This window comes from Streptomyces sp. NPDC001985 (genome assembly GCF_040296845.1).
Lineage (GTDB): Bacteria > Actinomycetota > Actinomycetes > Streptomycetales > Streptomycetaceae > Streptomyces.
In genome coordinates this window covers 62,195-79,399 of sequence record NZ_JBEOYB010000004.1, presented here as the reverse complement: position 1 = coordinate 79,399, position 17,205 = coordinate 62,195, and the positions used below count along the sequence as shown (strand labels likewise).

General features: G+C 73.2%; 15 protein-coding genes. 7 read left to right on the top strand and 8 right to left on the bottom strand.

Annotated features, from left to right (window positions below; translation table 11 throughout):
* Positions 1-247 precede the first annotated feature (247 nt).
* Positions 248-3,511 carry an AfsR/SARP family transcriptional regulator gene (locus ABT122_RS02690; RefSeq protein WP_351544212.1) on the top strand — a complete coding sequence of 1,088 codons (3,264 nt, stop codon included), beginning with the start codon at positions 248-250 and terminating at the stop codon, positions 3,509-3,511.
* Positions 3,512-3,561: 50 nt separating this feature from the next.
* Here the strand turns inward: ABT122_RS02690 and ABT122_RS02685 are convergent, their stop codons facing one another.
* The 3 genes from ABT122_RS02685 to panB all read right to left on the bottom strand — a co-directional run bounded on the left by ABT122_RS02685 (position 3,562) and on the right by panB (position 6,467).
* Positions 3,562-4,452: an ABC transporter permease gene (locus ABT122_RS02685; RefSeq protein WP_351544209.1), complete on the bottom strand. Its 891-nt coding sequence runs from the start codon at positions 4,450-4,452 to the stop codon at positions 3,562-3,564.
* The gene (locus ABT122_RS02680; RefSeq protein ID WP_351544206.1) at positions 4,449-5,468 is read right to left on the bottom strand and encodes an ATP-binding cassette domain-containing protein; all 1,020 of its coding nucleotides are present in this window, start codon (positions 5,466-5,468) and stop codon (positions 4,449-4,451) included. Before ABT122_RS02680 ends, ABT122_RS02685 begins: the two co-directional genes overlap by 4 nt.
* Before the next feature lie 138 nt (positions 5,469-5,606).
* Positions 5,607-6,467 (bottom strand): 3-methyl-2-oxobutanoate hydroxymethyltransferase, encoded by an 861-nt coding sequence (gene panB, locus ABT122_RS02675; protein ID WP_351544203.1) that lies wholly within the window; start codon positions 6,465-6,467, stop codon positions 5,607-5,609.
* A gap of 430 nt (positions 6,468-6,897) precedes the next feature.
* Here panB and ABT122_RS02670 point away from each other — a divergent pair, with 430 nt between their 5' ends.
* On the top strand, positions 6,898-7,923 hold the full coding sequence (locus ABT122_RS02670; protein WP_351544200.1) for an endonuclease/exonuclease/phosphatase family protein: 1,026 nt from the start codon (positions 6,898-6,900) through the stop codon (positions 7,921-7,923).
* Between the two features lie 64 nt (positions 7,924-7,987).
* On the opposite strand, the gene ABT122_RS02665 is transcribed toward ABT122_RS02670, so the two are convergent.
* Positions 7,988-9,745 carry an NAD+ synthase gene (locus tag ABT122_RS02665; protein WP_351544197.1) on the bottom strand — a complete coding sequence of 586 codons (1,758 nt, stop codon included), beginning with the start codon at positions 9,743-9,745 and terminating at the stop codon, positions 7,988-7,990.
* Between the two features lie 290 nt (positions 9,746-10,035).
* On the opposite strand from ABT122_RS02665, the gene ABT122_RS02660 reads away from it, so the two are divergent.
* Positions 10,036-10,698: a DUF998 domain-containing protein gene (locus ABT122_RS02660; protein WP_351544194.1), complete on the top strand. Its 663-nt coding sequence runs from the start codon at positions 10,036-10,038 to the stop codon at positions 10,696-10,698.
* Positions 10,698-11,522, top strand: a complete 825-nt coding sequence (locus ABT122_RS02655) for an alpha/beta fold hydrolase (protein WP_351544191.1) — start codon at positions 10,698-10,700, stop codon at positions 11,520-11,522. The genes ABT122_RS02660 and ABT122_RS02655 overlap by 1 nt, the downstream gene beginning before the upstream one ends.
* Positions 11,523-11,543: 21 nt before the next feature.
* On the opposite strand, the gene ABT122_RS02650 is transcribed toward ABT122_RS02655, so the two are convergent.
* Complete coding sequence (locus tag ABT122_RS02650; protein ID WP_351544188.1) at positions 11,544-11,963, bottom strand: CBS domain-containing protein; 420 nt, start codon at positions 11,961-11,963, stop codon at positions 11,544-11,546.
* A gap of 114 nt (positions 11,964-12,077) precedes the next feature.
* On the opposite strand from ABT122_RS02650, the gene ABT122_RS02645 reads away from it, so the two are divergent.
* Positions 12,078-12,509 (top strand): DUF5990 family protein, encoded by a 432-nt coding sequence (locus tag ABT122_RS02645; protein WP_351544185.1) that lies wholly within the window; start codon positions 12,078-12,080, stop codon positions 12,507-12,509.
* A gap of 130 nt (positions 12,510-12,639) precedes the next feature.
* Here ABT122_RS02645 and ABT122_RS02640 read toward each other — a convergent pair whose 3' ends face one another.
* From ABT122_RS02640 to ABT122_RS02630, 3 genes are all read right to left on the bottom strand, one after another.
* Positions 12,640-13,293: a DUF305 domain-containing protein gene (locus tag ABT122_RS02640; RefSeq protein ID WP_351544182.1), complete on the bottom strand. Its 654-nt coding sequence runs from the start codon at positions 13,291-13,293 to the stop codon at positions 12,640-12,642.
* A gap of 5 nt (positions 13,294-13,298) precedes the next feature.
* On the bottom strand, positions 13,299-13,946 hold the full coding sequence (locus ABT122_RS02635; protein WP_351544180.1) for a thioredoxin-like domain-containing protein: 648 nt from the start codon (positions 13,944-13,946) through the stop codon (positions 13,299-13,301).
* A 66-nt stretch (positions 13,947-14,012) separates the two neighbouring features.
* The gene (locus ABT122_RS02630) at positions 14,013-14,384 is read right to left on the bottom strand and encodes a hypothetical protein (protein WP_351544177.1); all 372 of its coding nucleotides are present in this window, start codon (positions 14,382-14,384) and stop codon (positions 14,013-14,015) included.
* A gap of 230 nt (positions 14,385-14,614) precedes the next feature.
* Here ABT122_RS02630 and glnA2 point away from each other — a divergent pair, with 230 nt between their 5' ends.
* Together glnA2 and ABT122_RS02620 are read left to right on the top strand one after the other, a co-directional pair.
* The gene (glnA2, locus tag ABT122_RS02625; RefSeq protein ID WP_351544174.1) at positions 14,615-15,976 is read left to right on the top strand and encodes a gamma-glutamylpolyamine synthetase GlnA2; all 1,362 of its coding nucleotides are present in this window, start codon (positions 14,615-14,617) and stop codon (positions 15,974-15,976) included.
* Between the two features lie 236 nt (positions 15,977-16,212).
* Positions 16,213-17,130, top strand: a complete 918-nt coding sequence (locus ABT122_RS02620; protein ID WP_351544171.1) for an SAM-dependent methyltransferase — start codon at positions 16,213-16,215, stop codon at positions 17,128-17,130.
* Positions 17,131-17,205: the final 75 nt, after the last annotated feature.

Genomic DNA, 17,205 nt, shown 5'->3' with positions numbered 1-17,205 from the left:
TGCCTCAGCTCTCCGGCGGGGGCTGGTTCTTGTGCCTCGGCTCGCCCGGAGAGGCTGAGTCGGCGCGGCTCGGACGCCAGCGGGGCCGAGGGGCGCGGCTCGTGGGGTGGGGAGCCGGGTGGGGGTGCCTCACGGATCGGCGGGGCCGAACAACCCCAGCCCGTCCGAGGGCACCCCCAGAAGCAGCTCCGGACGGGCCCCGCACGGAGGGGGCTCCGGCTCGGGGCGCCCGGGGCGCGGCCCGCGCATGGAGAATGAGCGGGTGCGCTTCTCGGTAATCGGCACCACCCACGCCCTCCGGGGCGACGGCACCCCCGTCCCCCTCGGCGGCGCGCGGCTGCGCGCGCTGCTCACCGTGCTCGCCATGCGCCCCGGCCGCACCGTCCCCGTCGGCCTCATCATCGGCGAGGTCTGGGACGGCGAACCCCCGGCCGACGCCCCCGCCGCCGTCCAGGCCCTCGTGGGGCGGCTGCGCCGCGCGATCGGACGGGAGGCCGTCGCCTCGGCCGAAGGCGGCGGCTACCGGCTGCTCGCCGAACCCGACCAGATCGATCTGCACCGCTTCGACCGGCTCACCGGCGAGGGCTCCCGCGCCCTGGAGCAGGGCGACGCGTCCAAGGCGGCGACCCTGCTCGACGAGGCGCTGGAGCTGTGGCGCGGCCCCGTCCTCGCGGACCTGCCCGACCGCGCGGCGGAGGCCGCCCGCTGGGAGACCCGCCGCCTGGAGGCCCGCCGCGCCCGGCTCACCGCCCTGCTCGCGCTCGGCCGCGCCGAGGAGGCCCTCCCGGAGCTGACCGCCCTCTGCGAGGCCCACCCCATCGACGAGGCCCTGCACTCCCTGCGCCTGCGCGCCCTGCGCGCCACGGACCGCCCGGCCGAGGCCCTCGCGGCCTACGACACCCTCCGCCGCGATCTCGCCGCCCGCCTGGGCACCGACCCCGGCCCCGCCCTCCGCGCCCTCCACGCCGAACTCCTGGCGGCCCGCCCCGCCCCCGGCTCCATACCCGCCGGCTCCCCGCCCCCGGGCAACCTCCGTGCCCGGCTGACCTCCTTCGTCGGCCGGGAGCGGGACATCGCCGTCCTGCGGGAGGATCTCGCGGCGGCCCGGCTGGTGACCCTCCTCGGACCCGGGGGAGCGGGCAAGACCCGGCTGGCGCAGGAGGTCGCCGAGCTGGTCGCCGAGCGGGCCCCGGACGGCGTCTGGTTCGCTGAGCTGGCCCCGGTCGACGACCCCGACGACGTCCCCGAGGCGGTCCTCACCGTCCTCGGCGGGCGCCAGACCGTGCTGCGCGGCGCCACCGAGGAGCTGTGGGCCGCCGAACGCCATGGTGACAGCGTCGTCACCCGGCTGGTGGAGCACTGCGCGCGGCGGCGGATGCTGGTGGTGCTGGACAACTGCGAGCATGTGGTGGGTGCGGCGGCGGCGCTGGCGGAGGCCCTGCTGACGCACTGCCCCGGGGTGCGGGTGCTGGCCACGAGCCGGGAGCCGCTGGGGGTCCCCGGTGAGCTGGTGCGGCCGGTGGGCCCGCTGGCCGCGCCGAGCGCGCTGCGGCTCCTCGGGGAGCGGGGCGCGGCGGCGAGCCCCGGGTTCCGCACGGACGACGACCCGGAGGCCTGCGCGGAGATCTGCCGCCGGCTCGACGGCCTCCCGCTGGCGATCGAGCTGGCCGCCGCCCGTCTGCGGCTGCTCACCCCCCGGCAGATCGCCGCCCGTCTCGATGACCGCTTCCGCCTCCTGACCGGCGGCAGCCGCACCCTCCTGCCGCGCCAGCAGACCCTGCGGGCGGTGGTCGACTGGTCCTGGGACCTCCTCGACGGGCACGAGCAGGCCGTCCTGCGCGGCCTGTCCGTCTTCGCGGGCGGCTGCGACCTCGCCGCCGCCGAGGCCGTCTGCGGCCCCCACACCCTCGAAGCCCTCGCCGCGCTCGTCGACAAGTCCCTGGTCGTCGCCGCCCCCGACGGCGCGCGCGGCATGCGCTACCGCCTCCTGGAGACCGTCGCCGAGTACGCCGCCGAACGCCTCGACCACGCCGGCGAGCGCCCCGCCGCCGAACAGCGCCACCTCGTCCACTACCGCGAACTCGCCCGCACCACCGACCCCCTGCTGCGCGGCCCCGCCCAGCGCGCCGCGATCGAGCTGCTCCAGCGCGAGTACGAGAATCTGCGCACCGCCCTGCGCCGCGCCACCGCCGCCCGGAACGAGCAGGAGTCGCTCTCCCTCGTCCTCAGCCTCTTCTGGTACTGGCAGCTGCGGGATCTGACCTCCGAGGCCAGCCACTGGGCCGGCGCCGCCGCCGCGCTGGGGCCCGACCCGTTCGCTCCGCCCGTGGCACCCGTGCCCCCCGTCCACGAACGGTTCACCGACGCGCCGCCGCCGATGGGACCCGAGCTGCTCCAGGAGGCCCGCCGGGCCGCCACCATGATCCATCTGGTCTTCCTCGTCAACGAGGCCGGTGTCGGCGGGGGCGACACCCTGGAGCGTCTCGCCCGGGTCGCCGAGGCCTACCGGCCCGGTCTGCCGCAGACCTGCCGGGGCCCGGGCATCCTCTGGTTCTTCGCCGTCGTCATGGGCGGGCGGGCCGAGCAGCTGTGGGAGCTGCTGGACGAGTCCGTCCGCACCTGCCGGGACCTCGGCTACGAGTGGGAACTGGCCGCCGGCCTCCAGCAGCGCGCCAACATCCTCGCCAACCGGGGCACCGGGGGCGGGGACGCGACACGCGACGCCGAGGAGGCCCTGGAGATCTTCACCCGGATCGGGGACGCCTGGGGCGCGGCGGAGGCGCTCTGCGCGCGCGCCGAGACCCGGGAGCGGCGCGGCGAGTACGCGCTCGCCGCCGAGGACTTCACCGCCGCCGTCGGCTACGCCGAGCGGATGGGCGCCCGCGCCCATCTGGCGCTCTGCCGGGCCCGGCTCGGCGGTGTGCTGCTCCAGCTGGGGGAGGGGGAGCGCGGTGAGGCGATGATCCGCGAGGTCCTCGCCGAGTACGGCGGCGCCGTCAACGAGTGCACCGCCGTGTCCCGTATCCATCTCACGCTCTGGCTCGGCCACACGGGCCGCCGCGCCGAGGCGCGCGAGCACATTGAGGCGCTGCGCACCCAGTTCCACCCCAACACCCTCGCCGTCTTCCAGGGCATGGTCATCGGCCTGCTCGCCTGGATCGAACTGGGCGACGGCCACTGGGCCACGGCCCTGGAGCGGGTCCGGGAGGCGCTGGAGCGGGCCAAGGACCCGCTCTCCGTGGTGGTGGCGCCCCAGCTGGCCTCGGCGCATCTGGTGACGGCGGCGGGTGCCGTGGCCGCGAGCGACCCCGGCCGGGCGGCGGACGCGGCCCGGCTGCTCGGCGCCTCCGATGCCATGCTCCCCGGCGGGCATCACCCCGCGATGTACGAGCGGATCGGCCGCGAGCGGGCGGAGGCGGAGATCCGCGCCCTGCTGGGCGGCGCCGCCTTCGACGCCGCGCACGCCGAGGGCGGCCGCCTCACGCTGGAGGAGGCCGCCGACCTCGTCTGAGCCCCGGGCCGTCCGCGCCCGGGCCGTCCGGACCCGCGCGGTCCGGCGCCTCAGTTCTTCTTGACGAACTTCGCGACCGCGATCGGCGCGGTGACCGCCGTGATGGCCACCGCCCAGCCGAGCGTCCACCACACCGAACTCGCCACCGGGCCCCCGTTGATCAGGGCCCGGGACGCGTCCGCGAGATTGGAGAGCGGGTTGTAGTCGGTGAAGGTCCTCAGCCAGTCGGGCATCGTCGACGGCGGGGCGAAGATGGACGAGCCGAACTGGAGCGGCATCAGGATCAGCATGGCCGTTCCCTGAACGGCCTGAGCCGTCTTCATCGCGAGACCCAGCAGGATGAAGATCCACATCAGCGACGCGCCGAAGACGATCGACAGCCCCATCGCCGCGAGCAGGTGCGGGACGGAGGTCTTGATCTCCAGCCCGAGCAGGAAGCCCATGCCCAGCAGGATGACCATCGCGATCGACATCCGGCCTATCTCGACCACGATCTTCGCGACGAGCACCGATGAGCGGGCGATCGGCATGGACCGGAAGCGGTCCATCACCCCCTTGGTGACATCGGTGTTGATGCCGGTGCCCACGGCCATCGCGATGCTCAGCCCCATCATCGCCATCAGGCCGGGGACGACATAGTTGACATAGGTGTCCTGATTGCCCTTGCCGGAGATCGCCCCGCCGAAGACATAGACGAAGAGCAGGGTGAGGACGATCGGCGTCATCAGCGCGTCGAACATCGACTCGGGGTCCTGCTTGATCTGGAGCGCGTTGCGGCGCACCAGGGCGCCGATGTGCCGCAGATGGGAGCGCGGCCCGATCCGGCCCTCGCCGCGCGGCCGGCCCGGCGCTCCGGGCCCCGCCGTGCTCACCGCCGTATCGGTGGCCGGGCCGGTGGCCGGGCCGGTCTTCTCCGGGCGGGATGTGGTTCCGGTGCTCATGCCGCGGCCTCCGCGCTCTGGGGCTCGGGTGCGGACACCGTCGCCTTCTCTCCGGTGATCGCCAGGAACACTTCGTCCAGGCTGGGCAGATGGGTGCCGATGTCGGCGATGCCGAAGCCGCGGGCGGCCAGCAGGCCCACCACGGCGGTCAGTTGCTCGTCGGCCAGGATGGGCACGTACAGCCGTCCCTCGTCGGCGACGACGGTCGCGCCGGCGATCCCGTCGAGCCCGGACTCGCGCAGCGCCGCCGCCATCGCGGGCAGCACCGCCGGGTCGCTGGGCCGAATCCGCAGGGTGCGTCCCCCGACCCTGGCCTTCAGCTCCGCGACCCGGCCGTTGGCGATGACCTTGCCCCGGTCGATGACGGTCAGCGCGTCGGCGAGCTGCTCGGCCTCCTCCATGTACTGGGTGGTGAGCAGGACGGTCACCCCCTCCGAGACCATCCGCTTGACCTCGTCCCACACCTCGTTGCGGGTCCGGGGGTCGAGCCCGGTGGTCGGCTCGTCCAGATAGAGCACGGACGGCTGCCCGATCATGGAGGCGGCGAGGTCGAGCCGGCGGCGCATTCCGCCGGAGTACTGCATCACGGGCTTCCTGGCGGCCTCGGTGAGCGAGAAGCGCTCCAGCATCGCGTCGGCGCGGGCGCGGGCCGCGGACCGGGAGAGGTCGAGCAGCCGCCCGATCATGTAGAGGTTCTCCCAGCCGGAGAGCTTCTCGTCGACCGAGGCGTACTGCCCGGTGAGCCCGATGGTGCGGCGCAGCTGGCGGGGCTGGCGCACCACGTCGTAGCCGGCGACGGTGGCGGTGCCCGCGTCGGGCACGATGAGGGTGGCGAGGCAGCGTACGAGGGTGGTCTTGCCGGCGCCGTTGGGTCCCAGCACTCCGAGGACGGTGCCTTCGCGGACGTCGATGTCCACACCGTCCAGTGCCCTGGTCTCGCCGTAGTGCTTGACCAGCCCCCGTACCTCGACGGCGAGGCCCCTGCCGCCGCCCGGGTTCCTGTCGATCTGTGTCATGCCCCCACCCTGGCGCCCGCCACCGACAGCCCGCCGACAGTCCGCCGACAGAACCCGACAGCCCGCCGACGGGGGAAGTTCGGCGGGCTGTCGTCTGTGCCGGGAGTGGCTGGTGGGGCCGGCGGGTCCGGTCCGCGGCTAGTGGAAGGTGTGCTCCTCCTGCGGGAACGCGCCCCCGGCGACATCCTCGGCGAACGCCTTCGCCGCGTCGCCCAGGGTGCGGCGCAGGTCCGCGTACTGCTTGGTGAAGCGCGGCACCTTGCCTCCGGTGAGACCGGCCATATCGGTCCAGACCAGAACCTGGGCGTCGGTGTCGGGGCCCGCCCCGATGCCGATGACCGGGATGTGCAGGGAGCGGGTGACCTCGGCCGCCAGCTCCGCCGGCACCAGCTCCAGGACGACGGCGAACGCGCCCGCGTCCTGCGCCGACTTGGCGTCGTTCAGCAGCTGGTGGGCCGCCTCGTCGCCACGGCCCTGCACCCGGTAGCCCATGGTGTTGACGGACTGCGGGGTCAGCCCGAGGTGCGACATCACGGGGATGCCCGCCTCGATGATCAGCTCGGTCTGCGGGAGGGACCGCTTGCCGCCCTCCAGCTTGACCGCGCCGACGCCCGCCTCCTTGACCAGCCGGGTGGCGTTGCGCAGGGCCTGTACGGGCCCTTCCTGGTACGAGCCGAACGGGAGGTCTCCGACGATCAGGGCCCTGCTGGTGCCGCGGACGACAGCGGCCGAGAGCAGGGTCATCTCGTCCATGGTGACCGGGACGGTGGTGTCGTAGCCGAGGTGGGTGTTGCCCATGGAGTCGCCGACGAGCATGACCGGGATGCCGGCCTCGTCGAAGACGGACGCGGTCATCGCGTCGTAGGCGGTGAGCATCGGCCACTTCTCGCCGCGCTCCTTGGCGGCGGCGATGTCGTGGACGGTGAGGCGGCGCGTGCCCTTGCCGCCGTACAGCGCTCTGCTGCTGTCGGCGGGGTTGCGGGCAGCCTGAAGCGACATGGCCAACGGCTCCTTACGTCATCTCGAGGCGCCCTGACGGCGTCCCCGGACCACCTCCATGGTGGCACTTCGTGCCGCTCGCGCGGAAGGGGGCGGGCAGGTGCACGGAGGGTCCCGCGTCTGTCACGGCGCGTGTCCCCGGCACGGCGTGCCAGAGGGTGTCCGGGGGGTGCCCGGGGCGCTGGATTTCTGACATGATCGCGTCGATTCGGGCGCCGCGCCGGAAGAGGCCCCGCGCACCGTGGTTCCCCGCACGGTGTGTGGATGGTGTGACACGTCCCCCACCTGGACCGATATCAGGAACCACGGGTGTCGCCCATTCGTCATGGGCACAGAACCGCCGCACCCGGGGCGGCAGGACAAGTACCGTCATCGCCTAGGGTCATTGGCGAGGCTCGTGTGATGGCAGCAAGGCAGTAAGGACAGCTCCATGGTGCAGGCGTACAAGACGGAGACCGGAAGCGGCGGCCCGGAGACCCTCGTCGGCGGACCCCGTGCCCGGCGTCCGTTCGCCCGCTGGCGCGGTGACCGGGGCATCTGGCGGCGCGGGATCGTGCTGGCGGTCTGCGCGGTCCTGGTCGCCCTGGTGATGATCTTCCACGCGCAGATCCCCAACCGGATCGGCAATCTGGGCAGTCTCGGGGAGACCTTCCTCCCCTGGCTCGCTGTGATCTTCGTCCCGGTGCTCTTCGCCGCCGCGCTCTGGCGGCGCTCGGCGACCGCCCTGATCGCGGTGCTGCTGCCGGCCGTGGTCTGGCTCAACCTCTTCGGCGGGCTGCTCACCGACAAGTCCACCGGCGGCGGCGATCTGACCGTCGCCAGCCACAACGTCAACGCCGAGAACCCCGACCCCGAGGGCACGGCCGCGAAGGTCGCCGCGTCCGGCGCGGATGTGCTGGCGCTCCAGGAGCTGGCCCAGGGTCAGGTGAAGACGTACGAGAAGGCGCTCTCCTCCACCTACAAGTACCACTCGGTGCAGGGCACGGTCGGGCTGTGGAGCAAGTACCCGCTGGCCGGCACCAAGCCGGTGGGAATCCGGATGGGGTGGACCCGCGCGATGCGCACCACCGTGGCGACCCCCCAGGGCGAAGTCGCGGTGTACGTCGCCCATATGCCGTCCGTACGGGTGAAGATGCGCGCCGGTTTCACCGCCGGGCAGCGCGACGACAGCGCCGACGCGCTCGGCGAGGCGATCTCCCGGGAGCGCTCCGGCAAGGTGGTGCTGCTCGGCGACCTCAACGGCACGATGAACGACCGGGCGCTGAACGCGGTCACCTCCCAGATGCGTTCGACCCAGGGCGCGGCGGGCGACGGCTTCGGCTTCAGCTGGCCGGCCTCCTTCCCGCTGGCGCGGATCGACCAGATCCTGGTGAAGGGCGTCGAGCCGGTGTCGTCCTGGACGCTGCCCCGCACGGACAGCGACCATCTGCCGGTCGCGGCGCGCGTCCAGCTCTGAACGGCGGACGGCGAGGGGCCCCGGAGCAGCGCGCTCCGGGGCCCCTCGCCGTCGCGGTGCGGCGTCAGCGCGCCGTCGACTCCCGCCAGCGGTTGGTGATCGGCAGCCGGCGGTCCTTGCCGAAGCCCTTCGCCGAGATCTTCGTGCCCGGCGGGTACTGCCGCCGCTTGTACTCGGCGGTGTCGACCATCCGCAGGGTCCGCGCCACCAGCTCCTCGTCGAACCCGGCGGCCACGATCTCGTCCTTGCCCCGGTCCCGGTCCACATACAGCTCCAGGACGCGGTCCAGGACGTTGTAGTCCGGCAGCGAGTCGGTGTCCATCTGCCCGGGGCGCAGCTCCGCGCTCGGGGGCTTGGTGATGGACGCCTCCGGGATCGGCGGGGTCTGCCCGCGCTCCGCCGCGGCCCGGTTGCGCCACTCGGCCAGCCGGAAGACCGTCGTCTTGTAGACGTCCTTGATGGGGCCGTACGCGCCGACGGAGTCGCCGTAGAGCGTGGAGTACCCCACCGCCAGCTCGGACTTGTTGCCCGGGGCCAGCACGATGTGGCCCTCCTGGTTGGAGACGGCCATCAGCAGGGTGCCGCGCAGCCGGGACTGGAGGTTCTCCTCCGCGAGGCCGGTCAGGCCCAGCGAGCCCATGTACGCGTCGAACATCGGCTCGATCGACACGGTGCGGAAGTTGAGGCCGGTGCGGCGGGCCAGCTCGGCGGCGTCGTCCCGGGAGTGCCCGGAGGAGTACTTGGACGGCATGGAGATGCCGTGGACGTTCCGCGCGCCGACCGCGTCGCAGGCGATGGCGGCGACCAGCGCGGAGTCGATCCCGCCGGAGAGGCCGACGAGGACGGAGCGGAAGCCGTTCTTGGCGGCGTACGCGCGCAGGCCGACCACCAGTGCCGAGTAGATCTCCTCGTCGTCGTCGAGGCGCTCGGCGTAGCCGCCGGTCAGCTCCGGCTCGTACGCCGGGAAGGGGTCGGCGGAGATGACGGCGTGCTCGACGCGGAGGCCGTCGTCGACGGTGCCCGAGGGGATCTCGCCGGCGGCCGGCAGCTCCAGGTCGAGGACGACACAGCCCTCCGAGAACTGCGGGGCGCGGGCGATGACCTCGCCCGCCGCGTCGACCACGATCGAGTCGCCGTCGAAGACCAGCTCGTCCTGGCCGCCGATCATCGCCAGGTAGGCGGTGGTGCAGCCGGCCTCCTGGGCGCGCTTGGCGACCAGCTCCAGCCGGGTGTCGTCCTTGTCGCGCTCGTAGGGCGAGGCGTTGATGGAGAGCAGCAGGCCGGCGCCGGCGGAGCGGGCGGCGGGGACACGGCCGCCGTCCTGCCAGAGGTCCTCGCAGATGGCGAGGGCCACATCGATGCCGCCGACGCGGATCATGGGGAGGGTGTCGCCGGGGACGAAGTAGCGGAACTCGTCGAAGACGCCGTAGTTGGGGAGGTGGTGCTTGGCGAACCGCAGCGCCACCTCGCCCCGGTGCAGCACGGCGGCGGCGTTGCGCGGGGTGCCGGCGGGCTGCCCGTACCTCGGCTGGGCGCTCTCGGAGCGGTCCAGATACCCGACGAGGACGGGCAGCTCGCCCAGCCCCTCCTCGGCCAGCCGCCGGGCGAGGGCGCGCAGGGCGGCGCGGGAGGCCTCGACGAAGGAGGACCGCAGGGCGAGGTCCTCCACCGGGTAGCCGGTGAGCACCATCTCGGGGAAGGCGACCAGGTGGGCGCCCTGCTCGGCGGAGTGCCGGGTCCAGTGGAGGATTGACTCGGTGTTGCCGGGGAGGTCGCCGACGGTGGAGTCGATCTGATTCAGGGCGAGGCGAAGTTGAGGCACGCCTCCCAGTGTAATCGTCTCTCTGACGCAATGCCCCTCCCCGCCCCCCCCGAACCCAGCTCGGGCGCCGGCCCCGAGCCCCCGCTCCTCAATCGCCGGAGGGGCTGAGAGATCCAGCCGGTCCGGCACACCCAGCCCGTCCGGCGTTTGAGGACGGACCCCGGGCCACAGGAGCCCGCGCCGGGCGGACCCGAGGGGCCGGGCCTCCCCGCGCCGGGCGGACCCCAGGGGCCGCGTCCCCCGCGCCGGGTGGCGGCTGCCCCGGCGGGGGGCTCGGGGATCATGGAGGGATGATCGCCGCACTTCTCGGGGGCGGGGCGCTCGTCTACACCGCCTGGCTCATCGAACCCGCCCTCAACACCGGCCTCCACCCCCTCCACTCCTACGTCAGCGAACTCGCCGCCCAGAACCAGCCCTTCGGCACCCTCTTCCGCACCACCGACCTCCTCGCCGGCCTCCTCGTCCTCGCCGGCGCCCTCTGGGCCCTGCTCCGCACCCCCCGCACGCCCTGGGCCCTGATCGGGTGGGGCGGCGTCGCGCTCTTCGGCGCCGCCACCGCCATCGACTCACGGCTCCCGCTGAGCTGCGCCCCCACCGACGACGCCGCCTGCGCCGCCCGCGAGGCCGCCGGACTCGTCCCCGCGACCCACACCGCCCACGCCGTCAGCTCCTCCGTCGCCATGACCGGCGCGGTCATCGGCATGGCCGCCCTCACCGTCGCCGCCCGCCGCCACGGCTGGTGGCCGCTGCTCGCCCGTACCGGCCCGCTGCTCGTCGCCCTCGAACTCGCCGCCACCGTCTGGACCCTCGCCTCCGTCGCCGCCTTCACCGCCGGCCACGGCACCTGGGGCCTGGGGGCCGGACAGCGGCTCCAGGTGCTCCTCGTGGCAGTCTGGCTGGGACTGCTCGCGCTCTCCCTGGCGCGGGAGCGCACCGACAAGGCGGTCCAGTGATGTTCGTACGGATCGGAGGCGTACCGCACCATGTGGTCGCCGAGGGCAGCGGCCCCGTCTGTGTGCTCTCCGCCGGCCTCGCGCTGAGCTGGTTCGACTGGGACCCCGTCGTCCCCCTGCTCGCCCCGCACCGCACCGTGGTCCGCTTCGACCGCCCCGGGCACGGGCTCAGCGGCCCCGCCCGGGTCCCCCCGTCCGCCGCCGGTGAGGCGCACCGCGTCGCGGCCGTGCTGGACGCCCTCGGCGCGGACGGCCCCGCCACCGTCGTCGGGCACTCCATCGCCGGGTTCCACGCGGAGGCGTTCGCCCGGCTCCACCCCGCCCGTACCGCCGCCGTGGTGCTGGTCGACTCCAGCGTCGAGGAGCACGCCACCACCCCCGCCGCACCCGCCCTGCGCACCGCCCTCACCCGGGCCGCCGGGGGCGCGCTGGGCGCCCTGGGGCTGCCCGCCGCCCTCGGGCCGTCCGCCCGGCGGGCCGTGGTGCGGCTCTCCAGGACCGGCGGCGGCGACCCGGCCCCCGCCGGCCTGGTGCGCCGCTGCTACTCCACCTCACGCGTGCTGCGCGGCGCCCTCCTGGAGAACACCCACTACCGGGCCGTCGCCGCCGAACTCCTCGCCCTGCGCGCGCACCGCCCCCTGCCGCCCGCCGCGCCGGTCACCGTCCTCGCGGGGACGGACGGCGGCCGGCGCTGGACCGCCCGCCAGCGCGGACTGGCCCTGGAGCTGGGCGCCCGCTTCCGCGAGATCACCCCCGCCGGGCATCTGCTGATGCTGGACCGCCCGGACGCGGTCGCCCGCGCGATCCTCGGCGACCGGGGATGACCGCCGCGCCCCCGGGGAGGCTCACCCCCTGGCGTAGACCCGCTCCACCCACCCCGCGAGCTGCTCGTCCGACAGATGCCCCGCCAGATCCGCCTCGCTGATCATCCCGACCAGCCGCTTGTCCTCGATCACCGGCAGCCGCCGGATCTGGTGCCCCTCCATCTCCCGGAGCACCTCCTCCACCCCCGAGCCCGAGTCGACCCAGCGCGGGGTGCCCCGCGCCATCTCCCCGGCGGTCACCTTCGCGGGGTCGTGGCCCATGGCCACGCACCCGACGACGATGTCCCGGTCGGTGAGGATGCCGCAGAGCCGCTCATCGGCGTCGGCGATGGGCAGCGCGCCCACGTTCAGCTCGCGCATCAGCTGCGCGGCCCGGTCGAGCGTCTCGTGCGCGGGAATCCACTGGGCCCCGGGGTGCATGATGTCCTTGGCGGTGGTCATGGTGTACGCGCCTCCTCACGGGCGGTCTGTGTACAGGCCAGACCATCGTCCGCGGGGCCATTCGGAGTACGCGACCGGTGTAGGCCAAACGGGTGATGGGGGAGAGGGAGCGCGATGGCGGAGCTGACCCTGCGGATCACGGCGCGCGAGCTGCCCGGCGCCGACTGCGGCGGGTACCGGCACGTCCACCTCGGCACCCAGCGCGGGCGCGAGCCCGACCAGCTGGTGCGCGCGGACGCCGCCGAGGCGGTCTTCGAGATCCCGGTCGAGACCGTCACCGCCGCCGACGGCACGCCCGACTTCCGGGGCCCGTACGCGCAGGGCCGGCGCGGCGCCCGGTTCGTCTATCTCACCTGGGGCGAACTGCCGCCGGGCGGGGAGTTCACCATGTTCCGGCGCGCGAAGCTCTTCCTGGCGGATCTGCCCCCCGGGGCGGCGGACGGGGGCACGGCCGAGACGGTGCTCGGCCTCACCGACGACCAGGGCCTGCCCCGGTGCGCCGGCCTCCGCCCACCCCTGGTCACCTGGTCCCTGACCGCCCCCTGACGGCCTCCGGCACGGCCCCGCCCCCTGACGCCTCCGGCACGGCCCCCGGCTCCTGACGGCCTCCGGCACGGGCCCGGCCCCGGCGGACGAACCGCCGGGGCCGGGACACGGGTCGGTCCGCCACGCGTGGTCAGGTACGGACCTGGGCGCCGCGCTCCCGCAGCAGATCCACCATCAGCTCGACCTCCGAGCGCTGGGCGTCCACCATCCCCTGCGCGAGCGTCCTCTCCGCTCCCACGGCGCAGAGCCGTACACAGCCCTCGGCCATGTCGACCCCGCCGTTGTGGTGGACGATCATCAGCTGGAGATACTCGATCTCCGCCTTCTTCCCGCTGAGCTTCCCCAGCCGGGCGAGCTGCTCATCGGTCGCCATCCCGGGCATCAGCGACCCCTCCTCGGCCTTCGCCATGGAGTGACCGCCGTGCCCGCCCTCCCCGTCCGCCATCCACGCCATCGGCTCGGCGTCCGGGGCGACCTTCGGCAGACCCCACAGATCCAGCCAGCCCAGCATCATGCCGCGCTGGTTGGCCTGGGTGTTGGCGATGTCGTACGCGAGACGGCGCACGTCCTCGTCGTCCGTGCGGTCCCGGACGATGAACGACATCTCCACCGCCTGCTGGTGGTGGATGGACATGTCCCGCGCGAACCCGGCGTCCGCCGAGCCCGACACCGGGGTGGCGGGCCCGGAGCGCTCGCCGTCACCGGCGGAGGCGACCGTCGCGGCGCCCGCGAAGAGCAGGGCGAGCACCACCGCCGCGATCGCGGCCCCGTGCGTACGCGTCATCCCCCTCACTTGCCGCTGACCCCGTTGGTGCAGGCCGCGCCCAGCTCAGGGGTCTGCGGGCCCTGGATGTACTTGCCGAAGAACTGCGTCACGCGCTTGTCGTCGGCGCTGTCCACGCTCACCTGCTTGCCCCACGCGGTCAGCATGATCGGGTCGGCCTGGTCCCTGACCGGGCTGATCATCGTGTACGAGGTCTTCTTGACCTTGTCCTCCAGCTTCTTCACCTCGGCCCGGGGCGCCTTGTCGTTGTAGGAGACCCACACCGCGCCGTGCTCCAGCGAGTGCACCGCGTTCTCGTTGGGGATCGGCTCCTTGTAGACATTGCGGTCGCAGTTCATCCACGCCTGGTGGTGGTCCCCGCCGACCGGCGGCTTCTGCGGATAGCTGACGGTCTTGTCCACATGGTTGCGGCCCAGCTTCTTGGCGTCCCAGGACTTCTCCTGCGCGATGGGCTCCTTGGCCATCGCGACTTCCTGCTCCTTCTCCTCGGACTCCTTGTTGAGGACATAGACGCCGAAGCCGACGAGACCGGCCACGACCACACCGCTGAGGGCGATCGTGATGATGCGGCTGCGCCGCTCGCGGGACTGCTCCGCGCGGCGCATGGCCTCTATGCGGGCGCGGCGGTCGTCGCTGTTCTTACGGGAAGCCATGGTGTCGTCCTTCACGGGAGAGATGATCAAGGGGGGTACGCGGGGCGAATGCGGAAGCGGGGGTGTCTAGGTCCGCAGCACCTGAAGGACGTACAGGTCAGGAGCGCGCGGCTGGGCCATGGCGAGCGCCGTCGGCCCCCGGCGGTCGAGCTGCCCGAGGCGCGGGAGCGGCTCCCGGGCGGCCGGCGGGGCGTCCGGCGGCGGCGCGGTCAGCACCGCGGGTCCCGCCACCGGCAGCAGCCCGCAGGCACCCCGGTCGTACGGGCACGAGAAGGCGGGCACCTGCTCGGCCGAGAGGGCGAGCGTGACCGTGGTGGAGTGGTGCTCGGCGGCCGGGCCCAGGCAGATGAAGAGCGCGCCGAGGAACGTCGCCACGGCGCTCAGCAGCGCCGTGGGACGCCTGGTGCGGGCTATCGGCCCGAGCGGCGAACCCCCCATGCTCGCAGATCGTAGCGAGCACGGGCGCCGCGCACCTCATACGGGGCGGGGATACGGCCACCCCGCGACCGGTGCGGGCCCGGTGCGGGACCGGTCCGGGACCTCCGGGCTCGTTTCCCCGGGACCGCTGACCCACAATGGGGCTCGGCCCGGGGTTCGCAATGTGCCGGAAACCCATGGATGGGATGCTCGGGGGAGCAGGCGGCTTGACCAGCAAGGATTGGGTGGAAATGGATAAGCAGCAGGAATTCGTGCTCCGCACGCTCGAAGAGCGTGACATCCGGTTCGTGCGCCTGTGGTTCACCGATGTGCTCGGCTTCCTGAAGTCGGTCGCGGTGGCCCCCGCCGAGCTGGAGCAGGCCTTCGACGAGGGCATCGGCTTCGACGGCTCGGCGATCGAGGGCTTCGCCCGGGTCTATGAGTCCGACATGATCGCCAAGCCGGACCCGGCCACCTTCCAGATCCTCCCCTGGCGCGCGGAGGCCCCCGGCACCGCCCGGATGTTCTGCGACATCCTGATGCCCGACGGCTCGCCGTCCTTCGCCGATCCGCGCTATGTCCTCAAGCGCATCCTGGCGCGGACCTCCGATCTGGGCTTCACCTTCTACACCCACCCCGAGATCGAGTTCTTCCTGCTCAAGGACAAGCCGCTGGACGGCAGCCGCCCGTCGCCCGCGGACAACTCCGGCTACTTCGACCACACCCCGCAGAACGTCGGCATGGACTTCCGCCGCCAGGCGATCACCATGCTGGAGTCGATGGGCATCTCGGTGGAGTTCAGCCACCACGAGGGCGCCCCCGGCCAGCAGGAGATCGATCTGCGGTACGCGGACGCGCTCTCCACCGCCGACAACATCATGACCTTCCGGCTGGTGATGAAGCAGGTGGCGCTGGAGCAGGGTGTCCAGGCGACCTTCATGCCGAAGCCGTTCAGCGAGTACCCCGGCTCGGGGATGCACACCCACCTCTCCCTCTTCGAGGGCGACCGCAACGCCTTCTACGAGTCCGGCGCCGAGTACCAGCTCTCCAAGGTCGGCCGCTCCTTCATCGCCGGTCTGCTCCGGCACGCGGCGGAGATCTCCGCCGTCACCAACCAGTGGGTCAACTCCTACAAGCGCATCTGGGGCGGCTCGGCCCGCAGCGCGGGCGCCGGCGGCGAGGCACCCTCGTACATCTGCTGGGGCCACAACAACCGCTCCGCGCTGATCCGCGTCCCCATGTACAAGCCCGGCAAGACGGGCTCCTCCCGGGTCGAGGTCCGCTCCATCGACTCCGGCGCCAACCCCTATCTGACCTACGCGGTCCTGCTGGCGGCGGGCCTCAAGGGCATCGAGGAGGGGTACGAGCTGCCGCCGGGCGCCGACGACGACGTCTGGGCGCTGTCGGACGCCGAGCGCCGCGCGATGGGCATCGAGCCGCTGCCGCAGAACCTGGGCGAGGCGATCGCCCTGATGGAGCGGAGCGAGCTGGTGGCCGAGACGCTGGGGGAGCATGTCTTCGACTTCTTCCTCCGCAACAAGAAGCAGGAGTGGGAGGAGTACCGCTCCGAGGTCACCGCCTTCGAGCTGCGGAAGAACCTGCCGGTGCTGTAGTCCCGCGCCGCAGCCATGCGGCCGTCCCCCGCCGGCGGCCGTCCCCCGCAGGTGGCCCCCGGCGGTGGCCGGAGCGGTCCGGCCGCCGGCGGGGGCCTCTCGTCCAAGGCTCCCCAACTCCCCTTTCCCAGCAGGGGATACGCCGAAAAGGGCGGTCTGTCTGTGATCGCGTCCGGCATCTACAGTGATGTGGAAGTTCCGATGCTGAAGCCTTCGACGATCTTCAGGGAGTCCTCATGCCCGGTGCCACCCGCGCCCACGACCCCGCCGACCCGCTGCGCGACATCGACACATCGAAGCCGCACACGGCCCGGATCTACGATGTCTTTCTCGGCGGGAGCGCCAGTTTCCCGGTCGACCGCGAGGCCGCCAAGGCGGCGCTCGCCCACAATCCCCGCGGGTACCTCGACATCCGCCACAACCGCGACTTCTTACGGCGGGCGGTGACCCACCTGGTCACCGAGGCCGGCATACGCCAGTTCCTCGACATAGGCACCGGCCTGCCCACGCAGGACAATGTCCACCAGATCGCCCAGCGCCTGGCCCCCGAGTCCCGGGTCGTCTACACCGACCACGACCCCGTCGTCCTCGCCCAGGCCCGCGCCCTGCTCGCCTCCGGGCCCCAGGGCCGCACCGACTACCTCCATGTCGATCTGCACGAGCCCGCCGACATCCTGAGCGGCGCGGCGCGGACCCTGGACTTCGACCGGCCGGTCGCCCTGGTCCTCGCCGCGATTCTGCACTTCGTCGAGGACGAGCCGGCCCACCGGGCCGCCAAGAACCTCCTCGACGCCCTGCCGTCCGGCAGCGCGCTGATCTTCAGCCACCTCAGTGACGACTTCAACCCCGAGTCCGCCCGCGCGGTCGCCGCGTCCTACAAGGGGCGCGGGGTCGACTTCGTCCTGCGCAGCCGGGAGCGGGTCGCCGAGTTCGCCACCCGTAACGGACTGGAGATCGTCGAGCCCGGAGTCGTCCAGACCTACCGCTGGCGCCCGGACCACGCGCCGGACGCGGTCCGGCTCACCGCCGAGCCCGCCGGAGCGGGGGACGGGGCCGAGGAGCTGGACGAGCTGGACCGCACCAAGTACCTGGACATCCACGATGTGACCGAGACCGACATCAACATCTGCGGGATGGTCGCCGTCAAGCCCTGACCCCGCCTGTCCCTCCCTCCCGGCGGAACCGGCCGGTCCGGGGCGTCCGGGGCGTCCGGGGAGCCGCGCGAGGTG

Excerpts from the sequence above, each read along its gene's own strand:
- ABT122_RS02690 (WP_351544212.1), top strand. The coding sequence starts at position 248 with ATGGAGAATGAGCGGGTGCGCTTCTCGGTAATCGGCACCACCCACGCC.
- ABT122_RS02685 (WP_351544209.1), bottom strand. The coding sequence starts at position 4,452 with ATGAGCACCGGAACCACATCCCGCCCGGAGAAGACCGGCCCGGCCACC.
- ABT122_RS02680 (WP_351544206.1), bottom strand. The coding sequence starts at position 5,468 with ATGACACAGATCGACAGGAACCCGGGCGGCGGCAGGGGCCTCGCCGTC.
- panB (WP_351544203.1), bottom strand. The coding sequence starts at position 6,467 with ATGTCGCTTCAGGCTGCCCGCAACCCCGCCGACAGCAGCAGAGCGCTG.
- ABT122_RS02670 (WP_351544200.1), top strand. The coding sequence starts at position 6,898 with ATGGTGCAGGCGTACAAGACGGAGACCGGAAGCGGCGGCCCGGAGACC.
- ABT122_RS02660 (WP_351544194.1), top strand. The coding sequence starts at position 10,036 with ATGATCGCCGCACTTCTCGGGGGCGGGGCGCTCGTCTACACCGCCTGG.
- ABT122_RS02655 (WP_351544191.1), top strand. The coding sequence starts at position 10,698 with ATGTTCGTACGGATCGGAGGCGTACCGCACCATGTGGTCGCCGAGGGC.
- ABT122_RS02650 (WP_351544188.1), bottom strand. The coding sequence starts at position 11,963 with ATGACCACCGCCAAGGACATCATGCACCCCGGGGCCCAGTGGATTCCC.
- ABT122_RS02645 (WP_351544185.1), top strand. The coding sequence starts at position 12,078 with ATGGCGGAGCTGACCCTGCGGATCACGGCGCGCGAGCTGCCCGGCGCC.
- ABT122_RS02640 (WP_351544182.1), bottom strand. The coding sequence starts at position 13,293 with ATGACGCGTACGCACGGGGCCGCGATCGCGGCGGTGGTGCTCGCCCTG.
- ABT122_RS02635 (WP_351544180.1), bottom strand. The coding sequence starts at position 13,946 with ATGGCTTCCCGTAAGAACAGCGACGACCGCCGCGCCCGCATAGAGGCC.
- ABT122_RS02630 (WP_351544177.1), bottom strand. The coding sequence starts at position 14,384 with ATGGGGGGTTCGCCGCTCGGGCCGATAGCCCGCACCAGGCGTCCCACG.
- glnA2 (WP_351544174.1), top strand. The coding sequence starts at position 14,615 with ATGGATAAGCAGCAGGAATTCGTGCTCCGCACGCTCGAAGAGCGTGAC.
- ABT122_RS02620 (WP_351544171.1), top strand. The coding sequence starts at position 16,213 with ATGCCCGGTGCCACCCGCGCCCACGACCCCGCCGACCCGCTGCGCGAC.